Source organism: Kocuria rosea (genome assembly GCF_006094695.1).
Lineage (GTDB): Bacteria > Actinomycetota > Actinomycetes > Actinomycetales > Micrococcaceae > Kocuria > Kocuria rosea.
In genome coordinates, this window is sequence record NZ_CP035103.1 from 1,639,269 (window position 1) to 1,663,695 (window position 24,427).

At 75.2% G+C, this 24,427-nt stretch carries 18 protein-coding genes; 14 read left to right on the forward strand and 4 right to left on the reverse strand.

Annotation, left to right across the window (positions count from 1 at the left end):
* Positions 1-2: 2 nt before the first annotated feature.
* Positions 3-944, forward strand: coding sequence for a bifunctional DNA-formamidopyrimidine glycosylase/DNA-(apurinic or apyrimidinic site) lyase (gene mutM, locus EQG70_RS07600; protein WP_017833172.1), 942 nt, complete (start codon positions 3-5; stop codon positions 942-944).
* A gap of 83 nt (positions 945-1,027) precedes the next feature.
* A complete protein-coding gene (locus EQG70_RS07605) occupies positions 1,028-2,071 on the forward strand; it encodes an NAD(P)-dependent alcohol dehydrogenase (RefSeq protein WP_017833171.1) in 1,044 nt (347 codons plus the stop codon).
* Between the two features lie 102 nt (positions 2,072-2,173).
* On the opposite strand, the gene EQG70_RS07610 is transcribed toward EQG70_RS07605, so the two are convergent.
* The 3 genes from EQG70_RS07610 to EQG70_RS07620 all read right to left on the reverse strand — a co-directional run bounded on the left by EQG70_RS07610 (position 2,174) and on the right by EQG70_RS07620 (position 7,193).
* Positions 2,174-3,349, reverse strand: coding sequence for an NAD-dependent epimerase/dehydratase family protein (locus EQG70_RS07610; RefSeq protein WP_109268002.1), 1,176 nt, complete (start codon positions 3,347-3,349; stop codon positions 2,174-2,176).
* Positions 3,346-6,033, reverse strand: a complete 2,688-nt coding sequence (locus EQG70_RS07615) for an alpha/beta fold hydrolase (RefSeq protein ID WP_109268001.1) — start codon at positions 6,031-6,033, stop codon at positions 3,346-3,348. Before EQG70_RS07615 ends, EQG70_RS07610 begins: the two co-directional genes overlap by 4 nt.
* Before the next feature lie 134 nt (positions 6,034-6,167).
* Positions 6,168-7,193 carry a 3-oxoacyl-ACP synthase III gene (locus EQG70_RS07620; RefSeq protein ID WP_035929796.1) on the reverse strand — a complete coding sequence of 342 codons (1,026 nt, stop codon included), beginning with the start codon at positions 7,191-7,193 and terminating at the stop codon, positions 6,168-6,170.
* Positions 7,194-7,517: 324 nt separating this feature from the next.
* Here EQG70_RS07620 and smc point away from each other — a divergent pair, with 324 nt between their 5' ends.
* Positions 7,518-11,213 carry a chromosome segregation protein SMC gene (gene smc, locus EQG70_RS07625; protein WP_109268000.1) on the forward strand — a complete coding sequence of 1,232 codons (3,696 nt, stop codon included), beginning with the start codon at positions 7,518-7,520 and terminating at the stop codon, positions 11,211-11,213.
* 25 nt (positions 11,214-11,238) lie between these two features.
* Here the strand turns inward: smc and EQG70_RS07630 are convergent, their stop codons facing one another.
* Positions 11,239-12,474 (reverse strand): MFS transporter, encoded by a 1,236-nt coding sequence (locus EQG70_RS07630; RefSeq protein WP_017833769.1) that lies wholly within the window; start codon positions 12,472-12,474, stop codon positions 11,239-11,241.
* A gap of 82 nt (positions 12,475-12,556) precedes the next feature.
* Between EQG70_RS07630 and ftsY the strand changes: the two genes are divergently transcribed.
* The 11 genes from ftsY (at position 12,557) to rpsP (ending at position 24,427) form a co-directional block, all read left to right on the forward strand.
* Entirely contained in the window at positions 12,557-13,702 is a 1,146-nt protein-coding gene (gene ftsY / locus EQG70_RS07635) for a signal recognition particle-docking protein FtsY (protein WP_031283150.1), read from the forward strand.
* Between the two features lie 208 nt (positions 13,703-13,910).
* The gene (locus EQG70_RS07640) at positions 13,911-15,224 is read left to right on the forward strand and encodes an ammonium transporter (RefSeq protein WP_081615781.1); all 1,314 of its coding nucleotides are present in this window, start codon (positions 13,911-13,913) and stop codon (positions 15,222-15,224) included.
* 51 nt (positions 15,225-15,275) lie between these two features.
* Positions 15,276-15,614 (forward strand): P-II family nitrogen regulator, encoded by a 339-nt coding sequence (locus EQG70_RS07645; protein WP_017833766.1) that lies wholly within the window; start codon positions 15,276-15,278, stop codon positions 15,612-15,614.
* Positions 15,615-15,813: 199 nt separating this feature from the next.
* Positions 15,814-17,397 carry a signal recognition particle protein gene (ffh, locus tag EQG70_RS07650; RefSeq protein ID WP_017833765.1) on the forward strand — a complete coding sequence of 528 codons (1,584 nt, stop codon included), beginning with the start codon at positions 15,814-15,816 and terminating at the stop codon, positions 17,395-17,397.
* A gap of 7 nt (positions 17,398-17,404) precedes the next feature.
* Entirely contained in the window at positions 17,405-17,890 is a 486-nt protein-coding gene (locus EQG70_RS07655) for an NUDIX domain-containing protein (protein WP_109267999.1), read from the forward strand.
* Between the two features lie 71 nt (positions 17,891-17,961).
* Entirely contained in the window at positions 17,962-19,269 is a 1,308-nt protein-coding gene (locus EQG70_RS07660) for a hypothetical protein (protein ID WP_109244288.1), read from the forward strand.
* 67 nt (positions 19,270-19,336) lie between these two features.
* The gene (locus tag EQG70_RS07665) at positions 19,337-20,845 is read left to right on the forward strand and encodes a sensor histidine kinase (protein ID WP_109267998.1); all 1,509 of its coding nucleotides are present in this window, start codon (positions 19,337-19,339) and stop codon (positions 20,843-20,845) included.
* Positions 20,842-21,531, forward strand: coding sequence for a response regulator (locus EQG70_RS07670; protein ID WP_017833761.1), 690 nt, complete (start codon positions 20,842-20,844; stop codon positions 21,529-21,531). Before EQG70_RS07665 ends, EQG70_RS07670 begins: the two co-directional genes overlap by 4 nt.
* Positions 21,532-21,691: 160 nt before the next feature.
* Entirely contained in the window at positions 21,692-22,633 is a 942-nt protein-coding gene (locus tag EQG70_RS07675; protein WP_109222458.1) for an ABC transporter ATP-binding protein, read from the forward strand.
* On the forward strand, positions 22,630-23,811 hold the full coding sequence (locus EQG70_RS07680) for an ABC transporter permease (protein WP_095650547.1): 1,182 nt from the start codon (positions 22,630-22,632) through the stop codon (positions 23,809-23,811). The genes EQG70_RS07675 and EQG70_RS07680 overlap by 4 nt, the downstream gene beginning before the upstream one ends.
* A gap of 181 nt (positions 23,812-23,992) precedes the next feature.
* Entirely contained in the window at positions 23,993-24,427 is a 435-nt protein-coding gene (gene rpsP, locus EQG70_RS07685) for a 30S ribosomal protein S16 (protein ID WP_031283142.1), read from the forward strand.

Below are 24,427 nucleotides of genomic sequence, written 5' to 3' on the forward strand. Positions count from 1 at the left end.
CCGTGCCTGAGCTGCCCGAGGTCGAGGTGGTCCGCCGCGGGGTGGAGCGCTGGGTGGTCGGCCGCCGGATCGAGTCCGTGCAGGTCCTGGACCCCCGCTCGGTGCGCCGCCACGAGCCCGGCCCCGTCTCCTTCGGCCACGAGCTCGACGGCGCGGTCGTGGCCGACGCGGTGCGCCGCGGCAAGTTCCTGTGGCTGCCGCTGACCGGGGCGGACGGCGCCCCGCCGCAGGAGGCGCTGCTGGTGCACCTGGGGATGAGCGGGCAGCTGCTGGTCAAGGACGCCGGGCTGCCCGACGAGAAGCACCTCAAGGTGCGGCTGGGCCTGTCCGAGCGCCCCGGCACCCCGGCGGAGCTGCGCTTCGTGGACCAGCGGATCTTCGGCGGCATGCTCCTCGACCGGCTCGTCCCCACCGACGACGGCGCCCCGGGCGGCCGTTCGGCCACGGGCGTCCCGCTGGTGCCCGCCCGGGCCGCCCACATCGCCCGGGACCCGCTGGACCCCGCCTTCGACGCGGAGCGCCTCCACGACCGGCTGCGCCGGCGCCGGACCGGGCTCAAGCGCGCGCTGCTGGACCAGGCGCTGGTCTCCGGGATCGGCAACATCTACGCGGACGAGGCCCTGTGGCAGGCGCGCCTGCACTGGGCGCGGCCCACCGACACGCTCCGGCGGCCCGAGACGCTGCGCCTTCTCGCGGCCGTCCGCGAGGTCATGGACCGCGCGCTGGCGGCCGGCGGGACGAGCTTCGACTCCCTCTACGTCAACGTCAACGGCGAGTCCGGCTACTTCGCCCGCTCCCTCTCCGCCTACGGCCGGGCCTCCCTGCCCTGCCCGCGCTGCGCGGAGGAGGGGCGTAGCACCCTGATCGTGCGGGAGCAGTTCATGAACCGCTCCTCCTACCGCTGCCCGGTCTGCCAGCGCACGCCCCGCAACGCCCGGTTCTGAGACCGGGCACCCCGGGGACCCTTCCGCCGCACCCGTCCTTCTGGACCCATCCTTCTGTCCCCACACCCTCCGAGGAGCACCTCTTGCGCACCGTCAACGCCTACGCCGCCCCGTCCGCCGGCGCACCGCTGGTCCCGACCACTCTCGAGCGCCGGGACCTCGGCGCCCACGACGTCCTCATCGAGATCAAGTACGCCGGGATCTGCCACTCCGACCTGCACACCGTCCAGGGGGACTGGGGCCCCCAGCAGTACCCGCTGACCCCCGGGCACGAGATCGCCGGGATCGTCACCGAGGTCGGCGCCGGCGTCACCCGCCACGCGGTCGGCGACCGGGTCGGGGTCGGGTGCATGGTGAACTCCTGCGGCGAGTGCGCCAACTGCCGGGCCGGCGACGAGCAGTACTGCCTCGACGGCGCCGTGATGACCTACGGCGCCGAGGACCGCGACGGCACCGTCACCCAGGGCGGGTACTCCACCCACGTGGTGGTCACCGAGGACTTCGTGCTGCGCATCCCGGAGGGCATCGAGCTCGACGTCGCCGCGCCCCTGCTGTGCGCCGGCATCACCACCTTCTCCCCGCTGAACCACTGGAAGGCCGGCCCCGGCAAGAAGGTCGCCGTCGTGGGTCTGGGCGGGCTGGGGCACCTGGGCGTGAAGATCGCCCACGCCATGGGCGCGGAGGTCACGGTGCTCTCCCAGTCGCTGCGCAAGAAGGAGGCCGGGCTGGCCCTGGGCGCCGACGCCTACTACGCCACGAGCGACCCGCAGACGTTCGAGGAGCTGGCCGGGACCTTCGACCTGGTCCTCAACACGGTCAGCGCGAAGATCGACCTCGACGCCCACCTGTCGTTGCTGAACGTCAACGGGGCCATGGTCAACGTCGGCGCCCCGGCGGAGCCGCTGGACGTCAACGTGTTCTCGCTGCTGGCCAACCGCCGCACCTTCGCCGGGTCCATGATCGGCGGCATCGGGGAGACCCAGGAGATGCTCGACTTCTGCGCCGAGCACGGGGTGGGCGCCGAGATCGAGGTCATCTCGGCCGAGCAGATCAACGAGGCCTACGAGCGGGTGCAGAACTCGGACGTGCGCTACCGGTTCGTGATCGACACCGCCACGCTGGTCTGATCCCCGGCCCCGCGCACCCCCGGGGCGACCGCACGTGCGGCCGCCCCGGGGGTGCGCCGCGCGCAGACCGTCGACCGGCCCGCCGCCCGATGCGGCGGGGGATCAGCGGGCGGCGGTGGACCCGGTGGCGGGCATCGGGGCGTCGTGGGCGCCCAGGGGGTGGGTCCGGTAGTACTCGGCCAGCCGCGCCATGCCCTCCTCGACCGTCACGGACGGCGTCCAGTCGAGCACCTCGCGGGTGCTCTGCTGCTCGAACCAGTGGGCCGTGGACATCTGCTCGGCCAGGAAGGCCGTCATCGGCGGCTCGTCCGTCCCCGGGCGGACCGCCCACACCTTCTCGATGACCGTGCCCGCGAGGCGGGCCAGGACGCCGGGGATCCTGCGCGTGGGCGGCTCCACGCCGGCCGCCCGGCAGAAACCCGCCACGAGCTCGCCCACGGTGCGGGGCTGGCCGTTCGTGACCACCAGCGCCCGCCCGTGCGCCCACTCGATCCGCTCCAGCGCCCGCACGACCGCCTCGGCCGCGTTGTCCACGTAGGTGGTGTCGATCAGGGCCGCCCCGTGGTCCAGCAGCGGCAGCCGCCCCTTCGCGGCGCGGTCGACGATCCGCTCGACGAGCTGGGTGTCCCCGGGGCCCCACACGATGTGCGGGCGCACGGCCGTGACGCGCATCCCACGGCCGTCGGCCTCGAGCGCGAGCAGCTCGGCCGCGGCCTTGGACCGGGCGTAGTTGCCGCGGGCGTGCACGGGGTCGGCCGCCCGGGCGGGCTCGCCCACGATGGAGTCGCCCGTGTGGGCGACCGACGGCGAGGAGACGAACACCACGTTGTCCACGCCGGCCCGCCGCGCGGTCTCCAGGACCACGCGGGTGCCGGTGACGTTGGTCAGCACGAACTCGTCCCAGTCCCCGGCGAAGGAGACCTTGGCGGCGAGGTGCACGACGTCGTCGACGCCCTCCATGGCCCGCGCCACGGCGTCCGGGTCCGTGACCGAGCCCAGGACCTCCTCGACGTTCGGCTGGTCGGCCAGCGGCGCGTGCCGGCGCTGGAGCAGCCGGACCGTCCAGTGGCGGGCGGCGAGCAGCCGCGCCACGTGCTCCCCGAGCATCCCGGAGGCGCCGGTGACGAGCACCGTCCGCCCGTCGCCGGACAGCTCCTGCCGCCCGCGCTCCACCTCGTGGCTGCCGGTGCCGGCCGGCGGGGCGCCCTCCGTCACGGAGGCGTCGTAGGCGGGGACCTTGTCGTCGTGCGTGCCGTCCTGGCGGTGCTTGCCGTTCACGGGTTCCTGATCCTTCCTCCGGCCAGGGCGTGCTCCGCCCATCCGGCCAGCAGGGCTCGGTCGATCTTGGAGTTGTGCCGGATGTCGGTGGGGTGCTCGGGGACCACGAGCACGGCCGCGAGGTCCAGGCCCGTGGCCTCGCGCACGGCGGCGCGCACGGCACCGGAGAGCAGCGGGTCGGCGGGGCCCGGGCGCGGGGCCGCCGGGACGGTCTCCACGACGGCCACGGGCACCTGCGTGCCCGCCGGGCCGACCCCGACGACGGCGGTGCGGCCGACGCCGGGCACGGTCCGGGCCGCGTGCTCCGCGGCGACCGGCGTCAGCACGCCGCCGGCGGAGACGATGACGTGGGCGAGGCGGCCCTCGACCCACAGCCGCCCGGCGGCGTCGAAGTGCCCGACGTCCCCGGTGCGGTGCCAGCCGGGCAGCTGGGTGCTGAGGTGCTCCGTGTGCCAGAGCCTGTCGTAGCGGTCCTTGACGTGCGGGGCGCGGGCGACGATCTCGCCGGTGACCCCGGGCTCGGTGGTGATCCCGTCGTCGGGGACGCCGTCCGGGCCCAGGGCGGTGACCCCCAGCTCGGCGCCGTGCACGGCGGTGCCCACGCACACGCCGTTGCCGGCGCCGGCCACGGCGGATCCCGCGCTGTCCAGGCCGGCCTGCCGGATGGTCCCGAGGGTCACGTCCGTGAGGGGCAGCCCCTCGGTCATCCCGTAGGGGGTGTGCAGCGTCGCCGCGGGTACGAGTTCCTGCAGCTGCTCCAGGAGCGGCTCCGGGAGGGGTGCCCCGGCCGAGAGCACGAGCTCCACGAGCTCGAGCGCCCGCCGCTGCCCCTCGTCGAGCTCGTGCCGGGTCGCGAGGACGTTGGCGATCGCCGCGGGGGAGAGGAACACGGCCGTGGCCTGGATGGCCGAGGCGGCGTCGGCCAGGGCGCGGGCGGTGAGGGTCTTCGGCGCGGTCACGTCCATGTCCGGGGTCACGGACGTGGTGCCCATGGCGGGTCCCAGCAGCGCGAAGGGCGCGAAGCCCGCCACGAGCCCCGTGCCGGCGGCGAGCCCGTACGTGCCGCGCACGGCGTCCCGCATGGCGGAGAGCTGGCGGTGGGTGTAGACGACGCCCTTGGCAGGGCCCGTGGACCCGGAGGTGAACAGCACCGCGGCGTCCGCGTCCGGGTCCGGGGCGGGCAGGTCGGCGCGCGGTGCCGAGTCCAGCAGTGCGGGGACGTCGTGCGCCACGCCGAGGGCCCGGCGGGACACGGGGTCGAGGGCCTCGAGCGAGATCCGGGTGCCCGGCCAGCCGAGGGCCCGGCCGGCGACGAGCGCCCTGCGGATGCCCACGAGCCAGGCCGGGGCGGCCCCCCGCAGCGCCCGGGTGAGGCCCTTGGGGCCGAGCCCGGAGTCCGCCACGACGACGACGGCGCCGATGCGCAGGCACGCGTAGAGCAGCGCGGTGAGGTCGGAGCCCGGCGGCACCATGAGGCTCACGCGGTCCCCGGGGCGCACCCCGATGCCGGTGAGCCCCGCGGCGAGGCGGTCCACGCGGTCGGCGAGCTCCGCCCAGCTCAGGCTCGCCCGCACCGGGGCCGCGTGCGCCCCCGCGCCCGCGTCCCCGGAGGCGGGGGCCATGTCCACGACGGCGAGGCCGAGGTCGGCCCGCCGCGCGTCGAGCTCCGCGGGGAAGGGGACGTGCTCGCCGCGGGAGACGGCGCGCCGCTGCAGGTGCAGCTCGCGGCGGCGGGGGCCGGGGCCGAAGCGGTCCGCGAGCCAGGCCATCACCGGCGTCGCGACGTCCCGGTCCTCGGGCAGCAGGTGCAGGGCTCCCTCGTAGCGGTGGACGTCGGCGTGCGGCATGCGGCGCACGAGGTCCTGCAGGTAGCGCTCCTGGAACACGGGGTCGCCGATGCCCCACAGCAGCAGGGCGGGGACCTCGCGGGCGGCCACGCCGGCGGCGATCTGCTCGTAGCGGGCGTGCGAGGGGTGGTCCGGGGCGGCTGGGATGTCGGCCACGAAGTTGCGGATCGCCTCCCGCCGGGCGCGCGTGGCGTAGGGCGCCCGGTAGGCCGCCCGCACCTCGCGGGACAGGGACGGCTCCGCCAGTGCCAGGGCCACGTCGAGGAAGCTCGTGGTCCGCTCGGTGAGCAGCCCGTGCGCGGCCGGGGCCAGTGCCAGCCGCAGCGAGGCGGGGATCCGCTCGGCGTTGTCGTGGTGGACGGCGGTGTTGGTGAGGATCGTGGCGCGGTGGACGTCCTGGTGCTCCAGGGCCCAGCCGGAGGACACGAGCCCGCCCCAGTCGTGGGCGAGGGTCACCACGGGGGCCTCGCTCGCGTCCAGGCCGAGCTCGGCCGTGAGGTCGCCCAGATCGCGGACCCGGTCGTCGAGGCGGCGGAAGAGCCCGGTCCGCTCGGAGAACCCCATGTCGAGCTGGTCCACGGCGATCACCCGCCAGGGGTTCGCGGGGTCCGTCCCGGCGGCCAGCACGTCGCGCCACAGGTAGGACCAGGTGGGGTTGCCGTGCACGGCGAGGACCGTGCCCCGCGGGGTGAGGCCGGCGGCCTCCAGGGAGGCCGCGTTGTCGAGGACGTGCCAGCGGCGCCGCCGGCCGGGGACCGGCTCCACGGGGGCCGTCGAGGCCACCGTGACCGTGCGGGACCACGCCGGGTCCACCCCGGGCAGGGGGACCTCCGTCATGGGCAGCCGCGCCGCGTCCGGCCCTCCGGGCTGCTGGGTCGTGGACGGTCGTGTGCGTGCCATGGTCGTGGGGCTCCTCGAGGGTGCGTCTCGTGCGGGGTGTCTCGGGCGGGCGCGGCGTCAGCGCCGGCGGTTCACCAGTCGATCTCCATGTAGGTCGCGTTGAGCCCGGAGCCCACGCCGAGCAGCAGCACGCGCTCGTCGGGCCGGAGCCGCTCGGCCTCCAGGGCGAGGGTCATCGGCAGCGCGGCGGCCGCGACGTTGCCCCAGAACGGGAAGGTCAGGGGGAACTTCTCCGGGTCGATCCCGACGTCCTGGAACAGCTTGTTGGTGTGGGACATGGAAACCTGGTGGCCGATGTAGCGGTCCATGTCCGCCCAGTCCCAGCCGTCCTCGTGCGCGTCGTGCCACGCGTCCGCGAGCAGTCCCACGCCGTGCTTGAGCAGCCCCGTGGCGTCGGTGTACATGCCGTCGAAGCCCCCGATGCACAGCCCGTGGTGCTCGGTCGCGGACCGGGTCACGGACCCCGCGATGCGGTGGCCCTCCGGGTGCCGGTCGGCGGGGCCGACCACGGCGGCGGCCGCGCCGCAGCCGAGGGTCAGGGTGGCGAACTCGCGCACCACGTCCGCCCGGGTCACGTCCGGGCCCTGCAGCCGCTCGTACGTCTCGCGGTGCCAGGGGGTCGGGTCCTCGCCGGCGACGACGACGGCGTAGTCGATCGCGCCCGCGTCGATCATCGTGGACGCGATCGTGAGCCCGTTGACGAAGCCCAGGCACGCGTTGGTGACGTCGAAGTTCAGGGCGGAGGGGGCCAGGCCGAGCCGGTGGTGCACGGACACCGAGACCGCGGGCTCGTAGCCGTCGCGGGTCACCGAGGCGTTGATCAGGAGCCCCACCTGGTCCGGGCGCACGCCCGCGCGGGCGAGGGCCGCCTCGCCCGCCTCCACGGCGCCGTCGGTGAAGTGGCGCCCGGGGGCCCAGACGCGCCGCTCGTTGACGCCCGCGAGCCGCTCGAGCAGGCCCTTCGGCATCTTCAGCCGGGCGAACGTGTCCGCCAGGACCTCGTCGGCGTGGGACGAGGGCACCACCTCGTCCGCCTCGACCTTGGTGATGGCCAGGAGGGCGGCGTTGCGGTGACGGATCGAGGAATTACCGGTCAAGGTCTCTGGCTTTCGTTAGGGTCTCGCCGACGCCCCGGCCCGCCCACGGAGGGCGCGGTCGCGGGGAGGGCAGGTCGTGCTGGTCGCGGTCAGTCTACCGGCCGGTTCCGCGGCGCCGGCCGGGGCCCGGCCGTTTCTCTGTAGGCTGATCATCTTCTCCGCTCCTCGTCCCCGCTCCTCGTCTCCGCCCGCGCCCGCTCCGGGCGGGCCGGCGCTCCCTCCGGTGCGCGGCGCCCGGCCGGCGGCCGCGGGGCCGTCGGGGCGCGCGAGTACAGTGGTGGCGACCCCCTGCCCGCCACGCCCACCCCAGGAGACCGGACACCCGTGCACCTGAAGACCCTGACCGTGCGGGGGTTCAAGTCCTTCGCCTCGGCCACCACCTTCGAGTTCGAGCCCGGGGTCACCGCCGTCGTCGGCCCCAACGGCTCGGGCAAGTCCAACGTGGTGGACGCCCTGGCGTGGGTCATGGGGGAGCAGGGCGCGAAGTCCCTGCGCGGCGGGAAGATGGAGGACGTCATCTTCGCCGGCACCGCCGGCCGGGCCCCGCTCGGCCGGGCCCACGTGTCGCTGACCATCGACAACGCCGACGGCGCCCTGCCCATCGAGTACTCCGAGGTCACGATCTCGCGCACGCTCTTCCGCTCGGGGGGCTCCGAGTACGCGATCAACGGCCGGCCGTGCCGGCTGCTCGACATCCAGGAGCTGCTCTCCGACTCCGGGCTCGGCCGGGAGATGCACGTCATCGTGGGCCAGGGCCAGCTCGACCGCATCCTGCACGCCACCCCGGAGGAGCGCCGCGGCTTCGTCGAGGAGGCGTCCGGGGTCCTCAAGCACCGGCGCCGCAAGGAGCGGACGCTGCGCAAGCTCGAGGCGATGCAGGCCAACCTCGACCGGCTCGAGGACCTCACCGCCGAGATCCGCCGCCAGCTCACCCCGCTGGGACGGCAGGCCAGGACGGCCCGGCGTGCCCAGCGGATCCAGCACGACGTCCGCGACGCCCGCGCCCGGCTGCTGGCCGACGACCTCGTGCAGGCCCGCACGAGCCTCGCCGTCGACGAGGACGCCGAGCGCCGGCTGCGCGCCGAGCGCGCCGAGGCCGAGCAGGCCCTCGACACCGGCCGCGCCCGGCAGGCCGACGTCGAGGCGCGCGCCGCCGAGGCGACCCCCGCCCTGAACACCGCGCGGGACACGTGGTACCAGCTCACCGCCGTGCAGGAGCGCTACCGGTCCCTCGCCTCGCTCGCCGCCGAGCGGCGCCGGCTGCTCGGGTCCGCGGCCGAGCCCGCGGACCCGGGGCGGGACCCGGACCGGCTCGACGCCCAGGCGGCCCGCACCCGCGAGGAGCAGCACCAGCTCCTCGAGCAGGTCGAGGACGCCGTCGACGCCCTCGCCGAGGCCATCCAGGAGCGCGAGGACGCGGAGGCCGCGGCGCGCGACCAGGACGGCGTGGTCACCGGTCTGCTCCGGGCGGCCGCCGACCGCCGGGAGGGCACGGCCCGGCTCACCGGCGCGGTCGCGGCGGCCCGCTCCCGGGTCGAGGCGGCCGAGAACGAACTCTCCCGCCTGCACACCACCCACGCGGACGCCGGGCGGCGCCGGGTGCAGGCCGGCGCCGAGGCGGACAGCCTGGCGCTCGCGGCCCAGGACGCGGCCGGCGCCGCCGAACGGGCCCGCGCCCGCCACGAGCAGGACGCCGAGGCCGCCGCCGGCGCCCGCGCCGCCGCTCGGGAGGCCGAGGCCGCGGCCCAGGAGCTGCTGCGCGCCCACGACGCCCAGCGCGCCCGCGCCGAGACCCTGCGCGCCGCCCTGCGCCAGCCCGACGGCTCCGCGGCGGTCCTCGACGGGCACGCCGACGCCGTGCTCGGCGCCGTCGTCGACCTCGTCGACGTCGAGCCCGGCTGGGAGCGGGCGGTCACCGCCGCCATGGGCCCCTTCGCCGAGGCCCTCGCCGTGCGCTCCCACGGCGCGGCCGTCTCCGTCTTCGAGTCCCTGCGCGCCGACGGCGTGGGCCGGGTGCACCTGCTGGTGGCCGCCGGCGCCCCGGAACGGTCCGGCCCCGCCCCGGCGCTCCCCGACCGTCCCGGGGTCCGGCCCGCCGCCGCGGTGCTGCGGGACGGCGAGGGCGCCGGCCCGGGCGACGACGACGCGCGGCGCGGAGCGGCCGCCGTCCGGGCCCTGCTGGCCGCGACCGTGCTCACGGAGGACGCCGCCACGGCCGCCCGGATCGTGGCCGACCGGCCCGAGCTGACGGCCGTCACCCGGGGCGGCGACGTGTTCACGGGCAGCAGCGCCTGGGGCGGCGCCGCGGAGGCGGCCGGCACGCTCGAGACCCGCGCCGCGGCCGAGGCCGCCGAGGCGGAGCGGGCCGAGCTGGGCGCGGCCCTCGACCGGGCGCGGGCCGCCTCCGGCGCGGCGGCCGCGGCGCGGGACACCGCCCGCCGGGCCGCCGAGGAGACCGCGGGGCTGCTGCGCGCCGCCGAGCGCACGGCGGACCGGGCCGCGTCCGAGCTCTCCCGGGTCCGGGCCGTGCTGGACTCGGCCGAGGCGGAGACCCGGCGCTACGACGAGCAGGTCGCGGCCGCGCGGGAGCACCTGGCCCGGGAGCAGGAGCGGCTGCGCGAGGCCGCCGAGCGGCTCGGGGCCGCCGAGGAGCACGGCGAGGAGGACACCGAGACCGTCCAGCTCGAGGCCGCCGCCCGCCGCGACGAGCTGCACCGGGCCGCCACGACGGCCCGCACCGCGGAGACGGAGGCCCGGCTCGCCCTGCGCTCCCTCGAGGAGCAGGCCCGGGCCCTCGGCAACCGGGCCGCGTCCCAGGAGCGGGCCGCCGCCGCCGAGCGCCGGGCGCGGGAGGAGGCGGAGCGGCGGGCCCGGCGCCGCCGGATCCAGGCCCGCAACGCCGAGGCGGTGCTCGCCGGCGCCGAGCAGCTGCTCGAGCTCGTGGCGGCGTCCGCGGCGGTCGCCGCCGCGGAGCGGGACCGGGCCGAGGCCGTCCGCGCCGGGCTGGACGCGGAGCTGACGGACCTGCGCGCCGCCAACGACCGGCTCGCCGCGCGGCTCGCCGGGCTCACCGACTCCGTGCACCGGGACGAGCTGGCCCGCACCCAGCAGCGCGCCCGGATCCAGGCCCTGGAGGACCGCTCCCTCGAGGAGCTGGGGCTCACCCCGGACGCGCTCGTGGAGCACTACGGACCGCACCTGCTGATCCCCGACCCCGACCTCGACCCCGGCGCCGGCGCCGGCTCCGACCGCGCCCCCGGGGCGCCGCAGGACGACGCGCCGGCGGCGGCCGAGGACGGCCAGGACGCCCTGTTCGGCGTCGCGTCCGGCGACCCGGCCGAGGCCGCGGGAGGCGCCCCCTACGTGCGCGCCCAGCAGGAGGCGCGGCTGCGCCGGGCCGAGAAGGAGCTCGCCTCCCTGGGGCGGGTGAACCCGCTGGCGCTGGAGGAGTTCGCCGCCCTCGAGGAGCGCCACCGCTTCCTGGCCGAGCAGCTCGAGGACCTCAAGCGCTCCCGGCAGGACCTGCGCAGCATCATCCGCGACGTCGACGAGCACGTGGAGCGCGTCTTCGCGGAGGCCTACGCCGACACCGCCCGGGAGTTCGAGGGCGTCTTCGCCACCCTGTTCCCGGGCGGGGAGGGCCGGCTGCGCCTCACCGACCCCACGGACATGCTCAGCACCGGGATCGACGTGGAGGCGCGCCCGGCCGGCAAGAAGATCAAGCGGCTGTCCCTGCTCTCCGGCGGGGAGCGGTCGCTGACGGCGATCGCGCTGCTCGTGGCGATCTTCAAGGCCCGCCCCTCGCCCTTCTACGTCATGGACGAGGTCGAGGCGGCCCTCGACGACCGCAACCTCGGTCGGCTGCTGAGCATCTTCCGCCAGCTGCAGGAGACCTCGCAGCTGATCATCATCACCCACCAGAAGCGGACCATGGAGATCGCCGACGCCCTCTACGGGGTCGCGATGCGCGGGGACGGCGTGACCACCGTGATCGGGCAGCGGCTCGCCGAGCTGCGCTGAGCCCGCCGTGCTCGTGCTCGGGGCGCTACTGCCCGGCGCCGCGCACGGGCGGGGTCTCGGGCCGCTCCATCGTGTCCCGCACCGGCAGCCACGCCCCGGCGGCCAGCAGCATGATCGCCCCGGAGACCCCGAAGGCCCAGCCGAAGCCCGCGGCGTCCGCCAGCGCACCGGCCACCACGGGGCCGAGGATCTGCCCGGCGTCGGCGCTCATCTGGAACCGGGCCAGCACCGGTCCGCCGGCCCGGTCCGGTCCGATGACGTCGGCCACGGTCGCCTGCTGGCCCGGGTTCAGGGTCCCGGAGCCCATCCCGGCCACGAGCGAGAGGACCACGAACCACGGGACGTCCTGGACCAGGCCCAGCCCCATGGTCGCGACCCCGTTGAGCACCAGGCCCGAGAGCACGAGCGGCCTGCGCCCGAACCGGTCCGTGAGCCGGCCGGTGACCGGGAGGGTCATCGCGTTGCCCGCGGCGTAGACCGCCAGGGCCAGGCCGGCCACGGCCGGGCCGGCCCCCAGCACGGCCACCGCGAACAGCGGCACGAGTGCCACCCGGATCCCGTGGGCGGTCCACCCGTTGGCGAAGCTGGAGACCAGGGCGGAGCGGTAGGCCCCCACCCGGCGCGCCTCGGCCACGGTCATCACCGGCTGGTTCCGGCGGTCCGCGCCGGCGCCGAGCACCTCGTCCTTGAGCCGGAAGTGCACCACGGCCACGGCCACCAGGAGCGACACCGCGTAGATCAGGAACGGCGCCTGCATGCCGAAGCCGGCGAGCAGGCCGCCGACCACGGGGCCGAGCACCCCGCCCACCAGGAACGCAGAGGCGTAGTAGCCCGAGACGCGCCCGCGCATCCGCGGCGGCGCCAGCCGCACGATCAGCCCCATCGCCGAGATCGTGAACATCACCGAGCCGATCCCGCCGAGGCCCCGGAACAGCAGCAGCTGCCAGTAGGTCTGGGCGAAGGCGGTGGCCGCGGAGGACAGCGCGACGATGAGCACGCCGGTCACATAGGTCGGGCGCTCGCCGATTCGGTTCAGGATCCGCCCGCCCGCCGGCGCGAAGAGGAGGCGGGCCACGGCGAAGACGCTGACCACGGCCGAGGCCGCGGCCACCCCCACCCCGAAGGTCGTGGCGAACTGGGGGAGCACCGGGGCCACGATGCCGTAGCCGATCGCGATGACGAAGGCGGCGGCGATGAGCACCGTGATCTGCTGGGGAACGCGGTCGCGTTCGGGCGCGGCGGCGGCGGGCTGGACAGGCACCCGTCGAGTCTAGGACCCCGGGCGGCGGCCCGGCCCCGCGACCCCCGGCCCGGGGACCGGGCGGTGTGAGAAGCTGGGCGACGTGGATTCGATACCCGTTCTCGCATACGTGCTCATCGCCGTCGTGGTCCTCGGTCTGCTCGGGCTGGTCCTGCTGCGGGGGCCCAAGGCGCCCCGCGGCGGCTACCCCTCCACCCGGGACCCCGACGACCTCGAGGGCGGCCCCGTCGCGGCCCCCGGGGACCTGGAGCCCGGCACCGCTCCGGTCCCGCCCGCCGACACCCGGCCGGCCCTCGACCGCCCCGAGTCCGCCGCGTCCCGGATGGCGCGGCTGCGCGGGCGGCTGGCCAGGTCCAACAACGTCTTCGGCAAGGGCCTGCTGGCCCTGCTCTCGCGCGACCGCATCGACCAGGACGTGTGGGACGAGATCGAGGAGACGCTGCTGCTCGCCGACCTCGGCACCGACTCGTCCATGGCCCTCGTCGAGGCCCTCCAGCGCCGGGTCAAGGTCGAGGGCACCAACGACCCCGCCCACGTGAAGGCCATGCTCCGGGACGAGCTCCTCGCGCTGGTCGACCCGTCGATGGACCGGTCCCTGGCCGTGGAGCGCAAGGGGCCGGTCCCCGCCGTCGTCCTCGTGGTGGGCGTCAACGGCGTGGGCAAGACCACCACCGTGGGCAAGCTCGCGCGCGTGCTCGTCGCCGAGGAGAAGGACGTGGTGCTCGGCGCCGCGGACACCTTCCGCGCCGCGGCCGCCGACCAGCTCTCCACCTGGGGCGCCCGCGTGGGCGTGCCCACCGTGCGCTCGCACGTCGAGGGCGCCGACCCCGCCTCGGTGGCCTACGACGCCGTGACCGCCGGCATCGAGCACGAGGTGGACGTCGTGATGATCGACACCGCCGGCCGGCTCCAGAACAAGGCGGGGCTGATGGACCAGCTCGGGAAGATCAAGCGGGTCGTGGAGAAGGCCGCCGCGGTCGACGAGGTGCTGCTCGTCATCGACGCGACCACCGGGCAGAACGGCATGACCCAGGCGCGGGTCTTCGCCGAGGTGGTCGACGTCACCGGCATCGTCCTCACCAAGCTGGACGGCACCGCCAAGGGCGGCATCGTGGTCGCCATCCAGAAGAGCCTCGGGGTGCCGGTCAAGCTCATCGGCCTCGGCGAGGGACCCGACGACCTCGCGCCCTTCGAGCCCGAGAGCTTCGTGGACGCCCTGCTCGACTGATCCGTCCCCCTTTTCCCCCACACGCCCGCCGCAGTTCACGTGCTCGTAACCATGGCGGCGGGCGTGAAACATGTCCGCAACCCCGCGCGGCGGCAGGCGAAACATCTCTCTCGGAGACTCGACAGTGAACGGTGAGCACCGGACGGCCCCTCGGGGAACGGGCCAGTGGCACCGGTGACCTGACAAGCTTCAGAGAGAGGTGCACATCGTGGAAATCACCGCTGGACACGTGTGGACGATCGTGGCGGCAGCCCTGGTCTTCTTCATGACCCCCGGACTGGCCCTGTTCTACGGAGGGATGACCCGCGCCAAGGGCGTCCTGAACATGATGATGATGAGCTTCATCTCCATCGCGTTCGTCTCCGTGGTGTGGGTCCTGTGGGGCTACTCCATGAGCGGCGGGGATCCGCTGCTGGGCGGACTCACGGGCAGCCCCGTGCCGTCCTTCGCCCTGGCCGACATCATGGGCACCGAGGACCTCCTCGGCGCCGCCTACGGCGGGACCTTCGCCATCATCACCGTCGCCCTGATCTCCGGGGCGATCGCCGACCGGGCCCGCTTCGGCGCCTGGGCCGTGTTCGTGCCCGTCTGGGCCACGCTCGTCTACGCCCCCCTGGCCTACATGGTCTGGGGCGGCGGGCTGCTCACCGAGGACGGCGCCGTGGGCTCCGCGATCGGCGAGGCCATCGACTTCGCCGGCGGCCTCGTGGTGCACATCAACGCCGGCGTGGCCGCGCTGATCCTCATCATGATCGTCGGCGCCCGCCAGGGCTTCGGCAAGGACCCGAGCCAGCGCCCCCACAACCTGCCGCTCGTGATGCTCGGCGCCGCGATCCTGTGGTTCGGCTGGTTCGGCTTCAACGCCGGTGCCGCGGGCACCGCCGAGCAGGCCGGCCTCATCTGGATCAACACCCTCGTGGCCCCCTCCGCGGCCATGCTGGGCTGGCTGCTCACCGAGCGCATCCGCGACAAGCACGCCACCTCCCTGGGCGCCGCCTCCGGCGCCGTGGCCGGGCTCGTGGCCATCACTCCGGCCTGCGCCAACGTCTCCCCGGTCTGGGCGATCGTGATCGGCTTCGTGGCCGGCATCTGCTCCGCCCTCGCCGTGGGCCTGAAGTACCGGCTGCGCATGGACGACTCCCTGGACGTCATCGGCGTGCACCTCGTCTCCGGCATCGTCGGCACCGTGGCCCTGGGCTTCGTGGCGCTGCCCTCCGAGGGCACCGCGGGCCTGTTCTACGGCGGCGGCTTCGGCCTGCTGCTCACCCAGGTCGTCGCGGTGCTGGTCTCTGTCCTGTACTGCGCCGTGCTCACCTTCGTCATCGCCATCGCGATCGACAAGACCATCGGCTTCCGGATCACGGAGCGGGACGAGATCGACGGCATCGACATCACCCAGCACGCCGAGTCCGGCTACGCCCTGGCCGGGGACGCCACGGGCTCCTTCAGCCCCGGCCGGCACGCCGCGGGCGAGGACGCCTCGTCCTTCGAGCCCGGTCGCTCCGAGCCGGTGCACAGCTGAGCCGTGCGGCGACCGCCGGCGCATTCCCTCCTCACGAAAGGCATCCCTTCCATGAAACTCGTCACCGCGATCGTGCGCCCCGAGAAGTTCAAGGACATCAAGTCCGCCCTCGAGTCCTACGGCGTCCAGGGCATGACGGTCCAGAACGTGCACGGCTACGGGCAGCAGCGCGGGCACACCGAGGTCTACCGCGGCGCGGAGTACACGGTGGACCTGCTCGAGAAGGTCCGGGTCGAGATCCTCGTGGACAACCACCAGGCCACGGACATCGTCGACGTCATCGTCTCCTCCGCGAACACCGGCCGCGCCGGTGACGGGAAGGTGTGGGTCACCGACGTGCACCAGGCCGTGCGCGTGCGCACCGGCGAGCGCGACGAGACGGCGCTCTGACCCCACCCGTCCCGACGGCCGGCCCCCTCCACCGGGAGGGGGCCGGCCGTCGTCGTCCCCGCACGGCGACGGGGCGGGCCCCGCGCCGCCCGGAGTTGCTAACCTTGGACACTGACCCGCCACACCGGGCCGGGCCGCGGCCCGCGGCGCAGACCGCGGGGCACCGGCCGCCTCCCTCGACGAAAGCAGCTTTCGACCCGTGTTCAATTCACTGTCCGACCGGTTGACCGCCACCTTCAAGAACCTCAAAGGCAAGGGACGCCTGACCGAGGCGGACGTCGACGCCACCGTGCGGGAGATCCGCCGCGCCCTGCTCGACGCCGACGTCGCCGTGCCGGTCGTGCGGGAGTTCACCGCCGCGGTCAAGGAGCGCGCCCTCGGGCTCGAGGTCTCCGAGGCGCTGAACCCCGGCCAGCAGGTCGTGAAGATCGTCAACGAGGAGCTGCAGAACATCCTCGGAGGCCAGACCCGCCGGATCCGGATGGCCAAGACCGGGCCCACGATCATCATGCTCGCCGGCCTCCAGGGCGCCGGCAAGACCACCCTGGCCGGCAAGCTCGGCAAGTGGCTCAAGGGCCAGGGCCACCGCCCCCTGCTCGTGGCCTCCGACCTCCAGCGGCCCAACGCGGTCACCCAGCTCAAGGTCGTGGGCGAGCGCGCCGGCGTGCCGGTCTTCGCCCCGCACCCGGGCACCACCTCGGAGTTCGACGACCCCACGGGCGACCCCGTGCAGGTCGCCCGGGACGGCGTGGCCCAGGCCCGCGCGCGGCTGCACGACGTGGTCATCGTGGACACCGCCGGCCGCCTGGGCATCGACGAGGCCCTCATGGACCAGGCCCGCGACATCCGCGACGCCGTCCGGCCCGACGAGGTGCTCTTCGTCATCGACGCCATGATCGGCCAGGACGCCGTGAACACGGCCCAGGCCTTCAACGAGGGCGTCGACTTCACCGGCGTGGTCCTGTCCAAGCTCGACGGCGACGCCCGCGGCGGCGCCGCGCTGTCCGTGGCCTCCGTGACCGGCAAGCCCATCATGTTCGCCTCCACCGGGGAGAACGTCGACGACTTCGAGCAGTTCCACCCGGACCGCATGGCGTCCCGCATCCTCGACATGGGCGACGTCCTCACGCTGATCGAGCAGGCCGAGAAGCAGTGGGACCGCGACGAGGCCGAGAAGATGGCCCGGAAGTTCACCGACCAGGAGGACTTCACCTTCGAGGACTTCCTCGCGCAGATGCAGCAGCTGCGCAAGATGGGGTCGATGAAGAAGATGCTCATGATGATGCCGGGCGCCGCCGGCATGCGCGAGCAGCTCGAGAACTTCGACGAGCGCGAGATCGACCGCGTCGAGGCCATCGTCCGGTCCATGACCCCGCACGAGCGGGTCGCGCCCAAGATCATCAACGGCTCACGCCGCGCCCGCATCGCGAAGGGCTCGGGCGTCACCGTCTCCGAGGTGAACCAGCTCATGGAGCGCTTCGCCCAGGCGCAGAAGATGATGAAGCGCCTGGCCCAGGGCAAGGGCGTGCCCGGCATGCCCGCCGGCATCCCCGGCATGCCCGGTGCGGGCGGCGGCCCGAAGAAGGGCAAGGGCAAGGGCGCCGCGAAGAAGGGCGGGTCCCGCTCCGGCAACCCCGCCAAGCGGGCGCAGGAGAACGCGGCCCTCGAGCAGCAGCGCAAGCAGAAGGCACCCGCCGGATCGGCGTTCGGCGCGGCACCGGGGCAGCCGGACCCCGCGGACCTGAACCTGCCCAAGGGCTTCGAGAAGTTCCTGGGGCAGTGATCGCGCCGTGAGCTCCTACCTGTCCGAGACCGAGCTGAAGCAGTTCGTCGACTCGCTGCCCACCCGCCGCCTCGCCGCGGAGGCCCTCATCCGGGACCCCGAGGGCCGCGTGCTCCTCGTGGAGCCCAACTACAAGTCCGACTGGACCGTGCCCGGAGGCACCGTCGAGGCGGGGGAGGACCCCCGCACCGGGTGCTTCCGCGAGGTCGTCGAGGAGGTCGGCCTGCACCTGCCCGAGGGCCGGCTGCTCGTCGTCCACCACGGCGTGGCGATGGGCCTGTGGGGGGACTCGGTCTCCTTCGTCTACGACGGCGGCGTCATCGGCGCCGACACGCCCATCACGATCCAGGAGGAGGAGCTGCTCAGCCACTGCTGGACGGCGCCGGAGGACCTGGACCGGTACCTGCGGCCCGGACTGGCCCGACGCCTGCGGGCGGGCCTGGCCGCCCTCGAGGACGGCACCACGGCCGAGCTCGTCGACGGGCCCCGCTGAGCGCCCCGGGGCCACCGGGCGCACGCCCCGGACCCCCGGCCCGGCCCCGGCGACGGCGTAGCATGGACGCCATGACCTCACTCCCCGCCGACGACATCGCATCCCCCACCTCCGCGTGGGACCTGGTCCCGGCCACGGTGCTGTGCGCGACGGAGGACACCGCGTCCGAAGGACCCGGGCCGCGCCCCACCTGCGAGGGGATGCGCAAGGTCATCGCCCACCACCGCCTGATCAGCGCCTACGCCGAGGGCCCCCGGGCCACGCAGCTGATGTTCCTCGCCGACGCCGAGGGCCGGCTGGCGCAGGGGGCCGAGGACGGCTCCGTGCAGCCCGGCTGCACCCTCGACGAGCTCTCCGAGACCTTCGTGCGGATGACCGGCCAGCAGCTCCAGCCCGAGCACCCGGGGCTTCGCCGGGTGCTGCTCGTGCACCTGGACGCCCCCGAGCTGCCCGTGCTGGCGGCCCTGTCCGGCACCGGCTTCACCGCCGTGTCCCGGCACGGCTGGTCCGTGGTGGTCTTCGACGCCGAGGTCGACTTCTGGGCCGTGCGCACCGGTCTCGCCGAGACCGCCGTGGCGCTGTCCTCGGACGGGGCCACCCGCTCCTTCGAGGTCCTGCTCGCGGGGGAGGACCCGGCGTCCGTCACCGACCTCGAGGCGGCCGACGCCGTGTGCGCCCTCGAGTGGGGCCCCGACTGGCTCCCCGCGGGCGGCGTGTCCGTCGAGGCCGAGCAGACGCCGGCCGCCCGGTTCGAGCGCGACCTCGTCCGGCTGTGCTCCGGCGGCACCTCGGACCTGCAGATCGAGTCCGTGGCCTCCGTCTTCGACCTGGACCCGGCCGAGACCAACCGGCTGCGCAACTACGTGCTGGGGGAGTCCACCGACCTGGTCCTGGAGTCCGTCCTGCAGCTGCTGGGCCTGCCCGTGCTCGCCGCCAAGGTCGTCGAGGGCCACCGGGAGCTCACGGCCACCGAGGGCGCCGAGCACTACGAGCCCACGGGCGTGGGCTCGGCCCTGCTGCGGGGGATGACCACCGAGCCCACCGGCGACGGGCTGTTCGCGCGGTACCAGCGGGCCCTCGTCCGCCGCCCGGAGCTGCTGCTGGCCGTCGCCGGCACCGAGACGGCCCTCGGGGTGGGGCTCGCCGGCGCGGCCCGGCGCGGCGGGGCCGGGGCGCGCGTGCTCGGCACCCTCTCCGCGGCGCTACTCGCGGACGCCGCCGCGGAGAGCGCCTACTACGCCGCCCTGCGCGGCGCGCGCCGCCGGCGGAACGAGGAGCGGCCCGCGGCCCCCGGGCCCGCCGCCCAGCTCTCCGAGCCCTCCGCAGCCCCCGGCTCGCGAGCACGCCTGCGCCGCTTCTTCGGCCTGCACCGCGGCTGAGAGCGCCCCCGCAGGATCCCCCGCGGGGCGGAAGTCCCGCGTCGCCGCCGCGGGCTACCGTGGGGGCGTGCACACCCGACCCACCACCGACCCGGACACCGACCCGGACGCGGGACCGGACCCGGCCCCCGTCCGGCGCGCTCCGCTCGCGGTGCGCGTCACCGCCTGGCTGAACGACCCCGAGGACCCGTTCTGGTCCCGGCCCGCGCCCACGGCGGCCCAGCGGCGCAACGACGTGCTGGCCGCCCTGGGCTTCCTGCTCGTCACCCTCCTCGCCTCCGTGCTGCTGCACAGCTACGCGGGGCTCGCCGAGGGGGACGAGCCCTGGCGCTTCTACCTCAGCACCGTGCTCATCGTGGTGCCCCTCGCCGTGCGCCGCCGCTACCCGCTGCCGGTCGTGGTCGCGTCCTCCGCGCTGTTCCTGGGGCTGACCTACGCGAGCCCCACGGCCGCCATGACGCTGCCCTTCCAGGGCGCCTACTTCGCGGCCCTCTACGCCGCCGTCGCCTGGTCGCGCGACCGCCAGGCCCTGTGGGTCGCCATGTCGGTGGTCGTGGGCACCATGGGGCTGTGGCTGCTCGGCGCCTTCACCATCACCAACGCCTACGCGGACTTCCTCTCCGGTCTGGGCGAGGTCGACGGGCCGCTGCCCCAGCTGCCGTCCTACGCGGTGTACACCCTGATCGTGAACGCCGTGTACTTCGGGGGGGCGGTGCTGGCCGGGCGCGCGTCCTGGCGGGCCGCGCTGCAGCAGCACCGCCTCGCGGCCCAGGCGCAGCGGATCCGGGACCAGTCCGCCGAGATCGCCCGCCGCGCCGTCGTCGACGAACGGCTGCGCATCGCCAGGGAGCTGCACGACGTCGTCGCCCACCACGTGTCCGTCATCGGCATCCAGGCGGGGGCGGCGCGCAAGGTCCTGGACCGTGACCCCGCCGCCGCCACCACCGCCCTGCGCACGATCGAGGCGTCCAGCCGGACCGCCGTGGGGGAGATGCGCCAGCTGCTCGGCGTGCTCCGCGCCGAGGGCGAGGAGGGCGCCCCGGGCCCCGGCGGAGGCGCCCCCGACGCCGCGCGCCGGCCGGACCCCGGCCTCGCCGACATCGCAGCCCTCGCCCGCCGGCACGCGGACAACGGGCTCGCGGTGGACGTCCGCACCGTCGAGGCCGTCCCGGGTGACCTGGACAGGATCCCGCCGGCCCTCGGCCTGTCCGTCTTCCGGTGCGCCCAGGAGTCCCTGTCCAACGTGATCCGCCACTCCACGGCCGGCACCGCGTCCGTCACCCTGCGCACCGGCCGCGGCCCGGAGGGGCAGCCGTGGTTCGAGCTCGAGGTCCTCGACGACGGCTCGCCCCGCCGCGGCACCGCCGGCACCGGGTTCGGCCTCCAGGGGCTGCGCGAGCGCGTCCGCCTGCACGGCGGCGAGGCGGAGATCGGGCCGCGCTCCGGCCGGCCCGGCTGGCGGGTCCGCACCCGCTGCCCCCTGCCCCCCGGCGGCACCGGGGAAGACGCCCCGGACGCGGCCGCCGACGCCGCCTCCGGCGCCTCGGACGGGATTCTGCGAGGATCGGAGGCATGATCCGTGTCCTGCTCGCCGACGACCACGCCCTCGTGCGCTCCGGCTTCGCCATGGTCCTGTCCGTGGAGGACGACATCGAGGTCGTGGCCCAGGCCTCCGACGGCGCGCAGGCCGTCGCCGCCGCCCGCGGCGGGGCCGTGGACGTGGCCCTGCTCGACGTGCAGATGCCGGTCATGGACGGCATCGAGGCCACCCGCCGGATCGTCGGGACCGGGTGCGCGAAGGTCGTGATCGTCACCACGTTCGACCGCGAGGACTACCTCTTCGACGCGCTCGCCGCCGGGGCCAGCGGGTTCCTGCTGAAGAACGCCGACCCGGACGACCTCGTGGAGGCCGTGCGCGCCGTGGCCGGAGGCCACGCGCTGCTCGCCCCCGAGGCCACGCTGCGCGTCATCCGGGCCCTGACCGCGGACGCCCCGGCCCCCGCCCCCGAGGCCGTTCCCGCGCCGGCCGACCCCCCGCCGTCCGACCCCGCCCGGCGCCGGGTCGTCGAGTCCCTCACCGAGCGGGAGCACGAGGTGCTGCTGCTGGTCTCGGACGGGCTGTCCAACGCGGAGATCGCCCAGCGGCTGTTCCTCGGGTCCGCCACCGTCAAGACGCACGTGTCCAACATCCTCGCCAAGACGGGCTCCCGGGACCGGGTGCAGGCCGTCGTCTTCGCCCACCGGGCAGGCCTCGTCGACTGAGCGGGCTCCGCCCCGGGACGGAGGCCGCCGGCCGCGACCCGCTCCCCGGGGCGCCCGCAATCCGCCCGGGTGGGGATCCGCCGGGGCCCCCGCGTTCGTAGGCTGACCACGAGCCGCCCGGCACCCACCGGGAGGACGCACCCCGAGAGGACCCGGGCCCATGAGCACCAGCACCACCCCCGCCGCGACCACGACCCGCTTCCGGAGCCGCCCCGAGGGGCACGTCCTGGAGGCGCGGGGCCTGAGCCGGTCCTTCGGGGGCCGCACCGTGGTCGAGGACGTCTCCTTCCGGGTCGAGCCCGGCCGGATGACCGGCTTCGTCGGCGCCAACGGCGCGGGCAAGACCACGACCATGCGGATGCTGATGGGCGTGCTGCGCGTCTCCGCCGGCGAGGTCCTGTGGGACGGCCGTCCCGCCACCGCGGCGGACCGGGCCCGCTTCGGGTACATGCCCGAGGAGCGGGGGCTCTACCCCAAGCAGCCGGTGCTCGACCAGCTCGGCTACCTCGGCCGGCTCCACGGCATGGACCGCCGGGACGCCCTCGCGGAGGCCGGGCGGCTGCTGGAGCGCTTCGGCCTGGCCGAGCGCGGGAAGGACAGGCTGGAGTCCCTCTCCCTCGGCAACCAGCAGCGGGTGCAGGTCGCCGCCGCGCTCCTGCACGGGCCCGCCGCCCTGGTGCTGGACGAGCCGTTCTCCGGCCTGGACCCCGTGGCGGTGGACTCCATGGTCGAGCTGTTGCGCGAGCACACGGCCCAGGGCGTGCCCGTGCTCTTCTCGAGCCACCAGCTCGATCTCGTCGACCGGCTCTGCGACTCCCTGGTCGTCCTCTCCGGCGGCCGGGTCCTGGCCTCCGGCACGGCCGAGGACCTGCGCCGCACCGGTCCCCGCCGGCACCGGCTGCGCTGCGAGCAGGACGCCGGCTGGGTGCGGGACCTGCCGGGCGTGCGCGTCGTCGACGTCGACGGACCGGCCGCGGTGCTCGAGCTCGAGGACGCCGCCGCCCGCCGCCGCGTCCTCGAGACGGCCGTGCCCCGCGGGCTCCTGGAGTTCGCCGAGATCGTGCCCTCCCTGTCCGACGTCTACCGGGAGGTCACCCGATGAGCGCCCGCCCGCCCGCAGCCCGCCCCTGGTGGATCGTCACGTCCCGCGAGATCTCCGTCAAGCTGCGGGACCGGTCCTTCCTGCTCTCCACGGTGGTCACGGTGCTCCTCGTGGCCGCCTCGATCGCCGCCTCCGCCCTGTTCGGAGGCCGGGCCGCCGACCACGTCCTGGCGACCGCGGCGCCCGACGCGGCGCCCGTCGCGGCGCGGGCCGCGCAGGAGCTGGCCGAGCGCGGCGAGGACACCCTCACCGTGCACTCCGCCCACTCCCCGGACGCGGCCCGCGAGGCGGTGGCCGACGGGACCGCCGACGCCGCCCTGCTGCGGGACCTCGACGGGTGGACGGTGGTCGGCCAGGACGACGTCGACCCCGCCCTCGCGCGGGTCCTCGAGGACGCGGTGGCCGCGGAGATGCTGGCGGCCGGCGCCCGGGCCGCCGGGACGACCGCCGAGGAGCTGACCGCGGGTGCCGAGGTGCGCACCGAGCTGCTGTCCGGCGGACAGGACCGCGGCCCCGCACGGCTCGTGGTGGGCTTCGTCTTCGCGTTCCTGTTCTACCTGGCCGCCATCCTCTTCGGCATGGCCATCGCCAACTCCGTGCTCGAGGAGAAGCAGAACCGGGTCGTGGAGATCCTGGCCACCGCCGTCCCCGTCCGGCAGCTGCTCTACGGCAAGGTGCTCGGCAACTCCCTGCTCGCGTTCGGCCAGATCGGGCTCTACGCCGCGGTCGGCCTCGTCGGCGTCAACGTCACGGGCGCCGCCGCGGACGTCGGCTGGATCCTCGCCGCGTCCGGCTGGTTCGTGGCCTTCTTCGTGGCGGGCTTCGCCGCGCAGGCCTCCGTCTGGGCGGTCCTCGGCTCCCTGGCCTCCCGCTCCGAGGACCTCCAGACGAGCACCGGGCCGATCATGACGGTGCTCGTCGGAGCCCTCTTCGTGGGCCTCTACGCCGAGGGCGCGTGGCTCACGGCCGCGTCCTTCGTCCCGGTCGTCTCCTCGGTGGCGATGCCCATCCGGATGCTGGACGGCGGCGTGGCCTGGTGGCAGCCCGTGCTGTCCCTCGCGCTGGCCCTCGCCGCGGCCTGGGTGCTGCTGCGCCTCGGGGAGCGGATCTACCAGCGCGCCGTGTTCCAGGGCGGACGCTCCCTCACGTGGCGGGAGGCCGCACGCCTCGAGCAGTGAGCGGGCAGCGCGCCGCCGGACGCCGGACTTGACGGCGTCTGGCATACTGGACGGGTACTCGATGCGTGCGGTCCCTCTCGCCGCACGTTTCTCGTGTCCACAGAACCCCTGTGACCGGCCCGCCCCACGGGAGCGAGACCAGGGCGTTCACCTCATCCAAGAACCAGGAGAGTCCACACCAGTGGCTGTTAAGATCCGTCTCAAGCGCATGGGCAAGATGCGCGATCCCCGTTACCGCGTCGTCGTCGTCGACTCCCGCAAGAAGCGCGACGGCCGCGTCATCGAGGAGATCGGCAAGTACCACCCGACCGAGCACCCCTCCTACATCGAGGTCGTCTCGGACCGGGCCCAGTACTGGCTCGGCGTCGGCGCCCAGCCGTCCGAGGCCGTCGCCGCCATCCTGAAGGTGACCGGCGACTGGCAGCGGTTCAAGGGCGAGGAGGGCGCCGAGGGCACCCTCCGGACGCGCGAGCCCAAGGCCGAGTTCGTCGCCCCCGACAAGGGCTCCGTGATCGTCCCCGAGGCGATCACCCCCAAGGGCGAGAAGGCCGAGCCGGCCGCCCCCGGTGCCGAGTCCGACGACGCCCCCGCGGCTGACGCCGAGAAGGCCGAGTAG

Excerpts from the sequence above, each read along its gene's own strand:
- EQG70_RS07675 (WP_109222458.1), top strand. The coding sequence starts at position 21,692 with ATGAGCACCAGCACCACCCCCGCCGCGACCACGACCCGCTTCCGGAGC.
- EQG70_RS07660 (WP_109244288.1), top strand. The coding sequence starts at position 17,962 with ATGACCTCACTCCCCGCCGACGACATCGCATCCCCCACCTCCGCGTGG.
- EQG70_RS07670 (WP_017833761.1), top strand. The coding sequence starts at position 20,842 with ATGATCCGTGTCCTGCTCGCCGACGACCACGCCCTCGTGCGCTCCGGC.
- EQG70_RS07615 (WP_109268001.1), bottom strand. The coding sequence starts at position 6,033 with ATGACGGAGGTCCCCCTGCCCGGGGTGGACCCGGCGTGGTCCCGCACG.
- EQG70_RS07645 (WP_017833766.1), top strand. The coding sequence starts at position 15,276 with ATGAAACTCGTCACCGCGATCGTGCGCCCCGAGAAGTTCAAGGACATC.
- EQG70_RS07680 (WP_095650547.1), top strand. The coding sequence starts at position 22,630 with ATGAGCGCCCGCCCGCCCGCAGCCCGCCCCTGGTGGATCGTCACGTCC.